8 protein-coding genes and 1 pseudogene are annotated in these 8,883 nt (G+C 69.6%); 7 read left to right on the forward strand and 2 right to left on the reverse strand.

The window, feature by feature from the left end; all coding sequences use genetic code 11:
* From PROKR_RS09545 to PROKR_RS09560, 4 genes and pseudogenes are all read left to right on the forward strand, one after another.
* A pseudogene (locus PROKR_RS09545) lies at positions 1-1,016 on the forward strand (hypothetical protein); the annotation flags it as partial.
* Between the two features lie 9 nt (positions 1,017-1,025).
* Positions 1,026-2,297: a serine--tRNA ligase gene (gene serS, locus PROKR_RS09550; protein ID WP_036962581.1), complete on the forward strand. Its 1,272-nt coding sequence runs from the start codon at positions 1,026-1,028 to the stop codon at positions 2,295-2,297.
* Between the two features lie 46 nt (positions 2,298-2,343).
* Positions 2,344-3,147: an HAD family hydrolase gene (locus PROKR_RS09555; RefSeq protein ID WP_036962583.1), complete on the forward strand. Its 804-nt coding sequence runs from the start codon at positions 2,344-2,346 to the stop codon at positions 3,145-3,147.
* Positions 3,148-3,284: 137 nt separating this feature from the next.
* Positions 3,285-4,103, forward strand: coding sequence for an HAD family hydrolase (locus PROKR_RS09560; protein ID WP_245605770.1), 819 nt, complete (start codon positions 3,285-3,287; stop codon positions 4,101-4,103).
* 79 nt (positions 4,104-4,182) lie between these two features.
* Here PROKR_RS09560 and map read toward each other — a convergent pair whose 3' ends face one another.
* Entirely contained in the window at positions 4,183-4,959 is a 777-nt protein-coding gene (gene map, locus PROKR_RS09565; RefSeq protein ID WP_036962584.1) for a type I methionyl aminopeptidase, read from the reverse strand.
* Positions 4,960-5,246: 287 nt separating this feature from the next.
* On the opposite strand from map, the gene PROKR_RS09570 reads away from it, so the two are divergent.
* The 3 genes from PROKR_RS09570 (at position 5,247) to PROKR_RS09580 (ending at position 8,677) form a co-directional block, all read left to right on the forward strand.
* On the forward strand, positions 5,247-6,641 hold the full coding sequence (locus tag PROKR_RS09570) for an ABC transporter substrate-binding protein (RefSeq protein ID WP_245605771.1): 1,395 nt from the start codon (positions 5,247-5,249) through the stop codon (positions 6,639-6,641).
* Between the two features lie 123 nt (positions 6,642-6,764).
* The gene (locus PROKR_RS09575) at positions 6,765-7,751 is read left to right on the forward strand and encodes a carbohydrate ABC transporter permease (RefSeq protein ID WP_036962588.1); all 987 of its coding nucleotides are present in this window, start codon (positions 6,765-6,767) and stop codon (positions 7,749-7,751) included.
* Positions 7,748-8,677, forward strand: a complete 930-nt coding sequence (locus tag PROKR_RS09580; protein WP_036962590.1) for a carbohydrate ABC transporter permease — start codon at positions 7,748-7,750, stop codon at positions 8,675-8,677. The genes PROKR_RS09575 and PROKR_RS09580 overlap by 4 nt, the downstream gene beginning before the upstream one ends.
* 78 nt (positions 8,678-8,755) lie before the next feature.
* Here PROKR_RS09580 and PROKR_RS34425 read toward each other — a convergent pair.
* Positions 8,756-8,883 (reverse strand): MGMT family protein (locus tag PROKR_RS34425; protein WP_084800350.1); only part of this gene is annotated, 128 nt, incomplete at its 5' end.

Here is an 8,883-nt window from a genome sequence, read left to right on the forward strand (position 1 = left end):
TGCGGCGGACGGCGGTGGTCGCCGCCACGGCGCTCACCGCGCTGCCCGCGGGCGGGTTCCTGGTCTCCCTCACCGGCTGGTGGCGGTTCGACCTGCCCGTGCTCGCGATCCTGGGGGCCACCCTGCTCGTGACGGCGGCCGTGACCGGGTTGAGCCTGCTCGCACCCAGGAGACCCCTGTGGGCCGCCCCGGCGGTGGTCGCTGGCATCACGTTCGTCGCGCTCACGCTGGACGCCCTGTTCGGCACGCCCCTGAACCGGGCGGCCCCGCTGGGGTCGGCGCCGACGTTCGGCGCGCGGTTCTACGGTTTCGGTAACCCGACGTTCTCGGTGTATGCCGTCGCGGCGATCGTGCTCGCGGCCGCCCTGGCGCAGCTGCTGGTCTCGCGCGGGAGGCGGGTGCTGGCCACCGTGGCGGTGAGCGTCGTGGGCGTGATCGCGATGGCGGTGGACGTCTGGCCGACGCTCGGTGCCGACCTGGGCGGGGGGCTGGTGCTGGTCCCGGCGTTCGTGGTGGTCGCCACCGCGGCGTCCGGGCTGCGGCTGACCCTCTGGCGGTTCACCTGGGTCGCGGCGGCGGGCGTCGGTGTGGTCGCGCTGGTGGGCGTGCTGGACTGGCTGCGCCCGCCCGACTCGCGCTCGCACCTTGGCCGGTTCGTGGGCCAGGTGGTCGACGGCGAGGCGGTCTCCACGCTGCTGCGCAAGGCGCTGTACGCGCTGAACTCGATCACGGGCGGCCCGGCGGTCTGGGCCACGGTGGCGATCCTGGTGCTGGTGGGGCTGGCGCTCTTCGGTCCGCAGGCGTGGCGCGCACGTCTGACGCCGGCGTGGTTCACGCGGGCGGAACGCAGCTGGGAGTTCCTGCGGCCCGCCCTCGTGGCGATGTGGGTCATGGCCGTGCTGGGCTCGCTGGTCAACGACTTCGGCCTGCGGATCGCCATGATCGCGCTCATCCCGGCCGTGCCGCTGCTCACGATGGTCGCGCTGCGGACCACACCTGCGGGGCGGCGCCGATAGGCTCTGTCCGTGATCGATCTCCGACTTCTGCGCGACAACCCCGACGTCGTCCGCGCGAGCCAGGTGGCCCGCGGCGACGACCCCGACCTCGTCGACGTGGCGCTCGACGCCGACGCGCTCCGCCGCTCCTCCCTGGCGGAGTTCGAGAGCCTGCGCGCGGAGCAGAAGTCCCTGGGCAAGCAGGTGGCCCAGGCCCAGGGTGACGAGAAGCAGGCGCTGCTGGCCCGCACCAAGCAGCTCGCGCAGGACGTCAAGCGGCACCAGGCCACGGCCGGCGAGGCCGAGCAGGAGCTCGACCGCGTGCTGTACTCGATCGCCAACGTGATCGAGGGCGCGCCCGCCGGCGGCGAGGAGGACTACGTCGAGCTCAAGCAGGTGGGCACCCGGCGCGACTTCGCGGCCGAGGGCTTCGAGCCCAAGGACCACCTGGAGCTCGGTGAGGGCCTGCGCGCCATCGACACCAAGCGCGGCGCCAAGGTTTCGGGCGCGCGGTTCTACTTCCTGACCGGCATCGGTGCCCGCCTGGAGCTGGCGTTGCTCAACATGGCGATGGACCAGGCCGTGCAGCAGGGCTTCACGCCCATGATCACGCCGACCCTCGTCAAGCCCGAGACCATGCAGGGCACCGGCTTCCTGGGCGCCCACGCCGACGAGATCTACCGGCTGGAGAAGGACGACCTGTACCTGGTCGGCACCTCCGAGGTGGCGCTCGCCGGCTACCACAGCGACGAGATCGTGGACCTGTCCGACGGGCCGCTGCGGTACGCGGGCTGGAGCGCCTGCTACCGCCGTGAGGCCGGCTCGGCGGGCCGCGACACGCGCGGGATCATCCGCGTGCACCAGTTCCACAAGGTCGAGATGTTCAGCTACTGCGCCCCCGAGGACGCCGCGGCCGAGCACCAGCGCCTGCTGGGCTGGGAAGAGGCCATGATGGCCAAGGTCGAGCTGCCCTACCGCGTCATCGACACGGCGGCGGGCGACCTCGGTTCGTCGGCGGCCCGGAAGTTCGACTGCGAGGCGTGGCTCCCCACCCAGGACCGCTGGCTGGAGCTCACCTCGACGTCGAACTGCACCACGTTCCAGGCCCGCCGACTGGGCGTCCGCGAGCGGACCGAGGACGGCTCGACCCGCAACGTCGCCACCCTGAACGGCACGCTCGGCACCACCCGCTGGATCGTCGCGATCCTGGAGAACCACCAGCAGGCCGACGGCTCGGTCCACGTCCCGGAGGGCCTGCGCCCGTACCTGGGCGGCCTGGAGGTCCTGGAGCCGGTGAAGTAACCCGGCGGTTCGCTGCTGTTCACCGGCCGGTGGGTAGGCTGCCAGCGTGCCTCCTGCCACCGAACGCAAGCTTGTCGCCCTCGACATCGACGGCACGCTCGTCACGTACGACGAGGTGCTGTCCGACGCCGCACGCGAGGCGGTGGCCGCGGTGCGGGCCGCCGGGCACCACGTGGTGCTCGCGTCGGGCCGGTCGCTCATCGCGATGACGCCGATCGCGGCCGAGCTCAAGATCGAGGACTCCTGGATCGTCGCGTCGAACGGTGCTGTCACGGCCCGACTCGACGCGTCCGCCCCCACGGGCTACACCCTGGAGAAGGTCGAGACCTTCGACCCCGAGCCCGTGCTCCGCATGCTCCAGGTGGAGCTGCCGCACGCGCGCTACGCGGTGGAGGACGTCGGCGTGGGCTTCCGGATGAACGAGCTCTTCCCGGAGGGCGAGCTCAACGGGGAGCACCGGGTGGTGGACTTCGAGGAGCTCTGGGCCGGCGACGTCACACGCGTCGTCGTCCGCAGCCCGGGGGAGACGAGCGCGGAGTTCCACGAGATCGCGGCGCGGCTCGGGTTCGACGACGTGACGTACGCCGTCGGCTGGTCCGCGTGGATGGACATCGCACCGCAGGGCGTGACGAAGGCGTCGGCCCTCGAGGCGGTACGCAAGGAGCTCGGCGTGGCGGCCGAGAACACCGTCGCCGTGGGTGACGGCAGCAACGACATCGACATGCTGCGGTGGGCAGGATGGGGCGTGGCGATGGGGCACGCGACCGAACCGGTGCGGGCGGCGGCCGACGCCGTGACCGGCACCATCGACGAGGACGGCGTGGTGGACGTGCTCCGCTCGCTGCTCTGAGTCGCGCGACACGGCGGGTGATCTGTGCGGGTGAAAGAGCTATCTGTGCAAAGGTATGGATCACCAGCCGAAAGCCTGTACATTTGGGCGCGATCCGTCGAAGGGTGACGGCGCTCACGGTGCCATGGGGGTACGTGATGATCCTGGACGACCAGTCGGTGTCCATGCGGGTGCGCAACGATGCGCCCCACCTGGTCGCCCTCGACATCGACGGGACCCTGTTGGTCACCGGGCAGCCGGTGCCCGGGCCGACGGTTCTGGCCGTACGCCTCGTGCGCGGCCGGAAGCATCACGTGGTCCTCGCGTCGGGACGGTCGTTGACGGGGATCCTGCCCGTGGCCAAGGAGCTCGGGATCACCGACGGCTGGGTGGTCGCCTCCAACGGCGCGGTGACGGCGCGGCTCTGCGCCACCTGCACCAACGGCTACCAGCTCGAGGACGTCCTGACGTTCGACGTCGGCCCCGTGGCCCGGATGGCGCTCAGCCGGTTCCCCGACGTGCAGATCGGCGTCGAGGAGATCGGCGTGGGCTACCGCGTGAACCGGCTGTTCGAGCCCCACGAGGTCAACGGCGCCCAGCGCGTGGTCGACGTCGACGAGCTGGGTGTCATGCCGGCGTCGCGCGCGATCCTGCGTGGCCCGAACGTGCTGGACCTGCTCGAACCGCTGCGCCGGCACGGCGTCACCGCCACCGAGGCCGGGCCGGACTGGATCGACGTGACCCCCAGGCACCTGAGCAAGGCGACGTCGCTGGAGAACATCCGTTCCCTGCTCGGCGTCCCGCGGCACAACACGCTGGCCGTCGGCGACGGCCTGAACGACATCGAGATGCTGAGCTGGGCGGCACGGGCCGTCGCGATGGGCCACGCCCCGGCGGCGGTGAAGGCGATCGCCAACGAGACCGTCGGCGACATCACGCAGCACGGCGTGATCCAGGCGCTCAAGACCCTGATCTGACCTCCGCCGAGACGGAACCAGGGCGAGTTCTCTCTCGCCGCAGTCCTGCTTCGCCCTGGTCCTGTCTCGGCGGCGTCGGTCAGCGCGCCGTGAGGATCAGCGGGCCGTCCTCCGTGATCGCGATCGTGTGCTCCGAGTGGGCACCGCGCGAACCGTCCTCGGAACGCAGCGTCCAGCCGTCCGGGTCGGTGAAGATCTTGTCCGTGGTCTCCAGGAACCACGGCTCGACCGCGATGACGAGGCCCGGCTTGAGGGGGAACCCGCGCCCCGCGCGGCCGTTGTTCGGCACGTGCGGGTCACCGTGCATGGTGCGGCCCACGCCGTGCCCGCCGAAGTCGGTGTTGACCGAGTAGCCGGCCGCGTGCGCGACCTCCGCGATCGCCGCGGAGATGTCGCCGATCTTCTTGCCCGGCTGCGCGGCGGCGATGCCGGCCTCCAGCGCCACCTCGGTGGTGCGGATCAGCTTGGCGTCGCGCTCGGCGCGGGCCGGGTCCGGCTTGCCGACCACGATCGACAGGGCGGAGTCGGAGACCCAGCCGTTCACGGAGGCCGCGAAGTCGATCGACAGCAGGTCGCCGTCCTGCAGCGCGTAGTCGAACGGCAGGCCGTGCAGCACGGCGTCGTTCACCGACGTGCAGATGACCTTGCCGAACGGCATGGCGCCGAACGACGGGTGGTAGTCGATGTAGCACGACTCGGCGCCCTGGTCGCGGATCATCTTGTGCGCGACCTCGTCGAGCTCGAGGAGGTTGACCCCCACGCCCGCTGCTTCGCGGACGGCGAGCAGCACGTCGGCGACGAAGCGTCCCGCCGGGCGCATCTCCTCGATCTCGCGCGGCGTCCTCAGCTCGATCATGTCCGTCCTTCCGTAGGGTCACCAGTGATCTGGCGGCACAAGCCTACGTCCCGCCGCCGACACGCCGTCGTGCCTGCGCTGAGACGTTGCGTGCGCGCTACCCGGGGCTTCACCCGTCTTGGGCGGCGGGTGCGATTGCAACGATTTCGTAATGCAAGGTGATGCTGTATGGGCTTGCATCGGATCGGAAACCACGGTTGCGTTGAGGTCGGGCAACCCGGCAGTCTGCCGGTCCGTACCCGCAAGTCAGAGGGTTCTGAGCCCACGAAGCAGTGGAGGAGCACGAGATGACTATCCGGATGGCTTCCAAGCGCCGAGCGGTCGCCCTGGCGGCGACCGGCGCGAGCCTGGCCCTGGTCCTTGCGGCCTGTGCCGACACCAACGACGGCGGCGGCGAGGACGGCGGCGGCGAGGCCACCCAGGCCACGATCGACTGCGCCGCCTACGAGGAGTTCGGCGACCTCGAGGGCACCGAGGTCAACGTCTACACGACGATCGTGGAGCCCGAGGCAGAGACCCAGACGGCGTCGTACAAGCCGTTCGAGGACTGCACCGGCGTGACGATCAACTACGAGGGCTCCCGCGAGATGGAGGCCCAGCTGCCCGTGCGTGTCCAGGCCGGCAACCCGCCGGACATCGCGATCCTGCCGCAGCCCGGCCTGCTCCAGACCCTCGTCAACGACTACGACGCGGTCCTCCCGGCGCCGAAGCAGGTCGAGGCGAACGTCGACGAGGGCTGGTCGGCGGAGTGGAAGGAGTACGGCACCGTCGACGGCACGTTCTACGCCGCGCCGCTGGGCTCCAACGTCAAGTCGTACGTCTGGTACTCGCCGTCGATGTTCGCCGACGCCGGCTACGAGGTGCCGACCACCTGGGACGAGCTGATGGAGCTCACCGCCACCATCGCCGAGGGCAACGAGGGCGCCACCCGCCCCTGGTGCGCGGGCATCGAGTCCGGTGACGCCACCGGCTGGCCGGGCACCGACTGGATCGAGGACGTCGTGCTCCGCACCGCGGGCCCGGACGTCTACGACCAGTGGTACACCCACGAGATCCCGTTCAACGACCCGCAGATCGTCGACGCGTTCGACACGGCCGGCGAGATCCTCAAGAACCCGGACTACGTGAACGGCGGGCTCGGCGGCGTCGACTCGATCGCCACGGCGACCTGGACCGACGCGGGCTACCCGATCCTCGACGGCAACTGCTGGATGCACCGCGCCGCGAACTTCTACCAGACGCAGTGGCCCGAGGGCACCGAGGTGGGCCCGGACGGCGACGTCTACGCGTTCTACCTGCCGGCCCAGACGGCCGACGAGAAGCCGACGCTGGTCGCCGGTGAGTTCATCGGCGCGTTCACCGACCGTCCCGAGGTGCAGGCGTTCCAGACCTACCTCTCCAGCGCGGACTGGGCGAACGCCAAGGCCCTGGCCACCCCCGCCGGCGGCTGGGTGAGCGCCAACAAGGGTCTGGACCCGGACAACCTGGCCACGGACTTCGACCGGCTGTCCGCCGAGATCCTCGCCGACCCGGCCACGGTGGCCCGCTTCGACGCGTCGGACCTCATGCCGGCCGCCGTCGGCACCGACTCCTTCTGGAACGGCATGGTCGAGTGGTTCGCCAGCGACGAGAGCAGCCAGCAGGTGACCGACACCATCGAGGACTCCTGGCCCAAGAACTGACGCCCGGACCTCGACCATGACGCGCGGAGGCGTGGGACTTCGGGTCCCACGCCTCCGCCGTCCTAGGCTGAGGGCCGGGACCAGTCAAGGACGACCGGACCAGGACAGCGACAGGAGATAGCCATGGACTGGCTGCTGCACGCCGGGGACGACCCCGCGCACAAGTTATTGCTCATGCTCATCGCGATCGTGCTGTTCGTCGTGCTGATGGGCATCATCCTCTTCGTGGTCGACCGGCCACGGAACCCTTCTCGCTGGTTCGTCGGCTTCGGGTTCACGGGCGCGGCGCTGCTGTTGCTCCTGCTCGGCCTCGTGTACCCGGCGATCCGCACCATCATCAACTCGTTCATGAACCGCAACAGCACGGAGTTCGTGGGCCTGGACAACTACATCCAGACCTTCACCGAACAGCGGTTCCTCATCGTGCTCGGCAACACGGCGCTGTGGGTGCTCGTCGCACCGCTCGTGGCCACGTTCCTGGGCCTCGTGTACGCCTATCTGGTCGACAAGAGCCGGTTCGAGGCGGTCGCCAAGGGCCTGGTGTTCCTGCCGATGGCCATCTCCATGGTGGGCGCGTCGATCATCTGGAAGTTCGTCTACGAGTTCAAGCCCGCCGGCGTGAACCAGACGGGCCTGCTCAACCAGTTCATCGTCTGGCTCGGCGGTGAGCCGCAGCAGTTCCTGCTCAGCCGGCCGCTGAACACCTTCCTCATCATGGTGGTGTTCATCTGGATCCAGGCAGGCTTCGCGATGACGCTGCTGTCGGCGTCGATCAAGGCGATACCCGACGACATCGTGGAGGCCGCACGGCTCGACGGCGTCTCCGGCTTCGGCATGTTCTGGCGCATCACGATCCCGAGCATCCGGCCGGCCCTCGTGGTGGTGCTCACCACCATCGCGATGACCACGCTCAAGACGTTCGACATCGTCAGAACCATGACCGCGGGCCAGTTCAACACCTCGATCGTGGCCCTGGAGTTCTACGACCAGCGGTTCCGGCAGAACGAGGCGGGCCTGAGCGCGGCGCTGGCCGTGCTGCTGTTCGTCATCGTGGTCCCGGTCATCATCTACAACGTGCGCCAGCAGCGCCTCTCGGAGGACGTCCGATGAGCACCGTCGAAGCAGCGACTCCTGCCCCCGAGGTGCCCCGCCGCACGTCGAGCCTCAACAACCGTGCCCGCAAGGCGCGCAAGGCCCTGTCCAACCCGTGGGCGAGCACGCTCGCCGTCGTCATCGCCATCCTGTGGACGCTCCCGACGGTCGGTCTGCTCATCACGTCGTTCCGCCCGGAGCTGGACATCCGGCAGAGCGGCTGGTGGACCGTGTTCGGCTCCGCGTTCGCCGGCGAGGGCGTCTTCTCGCTGAAGAACTACGAGACCGCGCTGTTCGACGGGTCCACGAACCTGGCAGTGTTCTTCGTGAACTCGTTCGTGGTCACGCTGCCCGCGGTGTTCATCCCGATCACCCTCGCCCTGCTGGCCGCCTACGGGTTCGCCTGGGTCGACTTCAAGGGTGCGGACTTCCTGTTCATCGCGGTGTTCGCCCTGCAGATCGTCCCGATCCAGATCACGCTCGTGCCGCTGCTGTCGGCCTACGTGGACCTGGGCATCAACGGCTCGTTCTGGACCATCTGGCTGTCGCACTCGATCTTCGCGCTGCCACTGGCGATCTTCCTGCTGCACAACTTCATGAAGGAGATCCCGAGGTCCCTGATCGAGGCGGCGCGGATGGACGGTGCCGGCCACGTGCAGGTGTTCTTCCGGGTCGTGCTCCCGCTGCTCACCCCGGCGCTGGCGGCGTTCGCCATCTTCCAGTTCCTGTGGGTGTGGAACGACCTGCTGGTCGCCCTGGTCATGGGTGACCTGAAGACGTTCCCGCTCACGGTCCGGGTGGCGGAGCTCGCGGGTTCGCGCGGTGGGGACTGGCATGTGCTGTCGGCCGGCGCGTTCATCTCGATGGTCGTACCGCTGATCGTGTTCCTGTCCCTGCAGCGCTACTTCGTGCGCGGCCTGCTGGCGGGGTCCGTCAAGGGCTGACGCTGTCGCAGTCCCCTTCGAGGCCCGGGTTTCTCCTCTTTGACGTCGCTCAAAGAGGAGAAACCCGGGCCTCGTACGTCATGCCGATGCGGCCTCGCGGGCCAGCAGGCTCTCCTTGACCGGCAGCCCGTAGCGGAAGCCGCCCAGCGTGCCGTCGGTGCGCAGGATGCGGTGGCACGGCACGAACAGCGCGGCCGCGTTCATGG

Origin of the sequence: Promicromonospora kroppenstedtii DSM 19349, assembly GCF_000515355.1 — a bacterium.
Classification (GTDB): Bacteria; Actinomycetota; Actinomycetes; order Actinomycetales; family Cellulomonadaceae; genus Promicromonospora; species Promicromonospora kroppenstedtii.

Coding starts and splice junctions, on each gene's coding strand:
- PROKR_RS09580 (WP_036962590.1), top strand. CDS start 7,748: ATGAGCACCGTCGAAGCAGCGACTCCTGCCCCCGAGGTGCCCCGCCGC.
- PROKR_RS09560 (WP_245605770.1), top strand. CDS start 3,285: ATGATCCTGGACGACCAGTCGGTGTCCATGCGGGTGCGCAACGATGCG.
- PROKR_RS09570 (WP_245605771.1), top strand. CDS start 5,247: ATGACTATCCGGATGGCTTCCAAGCGCCGAGCGGTCGCCCTGGCGGCG.
- map (WP_036962584.1), bottom strand. CDS start 4,959: ATGATCGAGCTGAGGACGCCGCGCGAGATCGAGGAGATGCGCCCGGCG.
- PROKR_RS09575 (WP_036962588.1), top strand. CDS start 6,765: ATGGACTGGCTGCTGCACGCCGGGGACGACCCCGCGCACAAGTTATTG.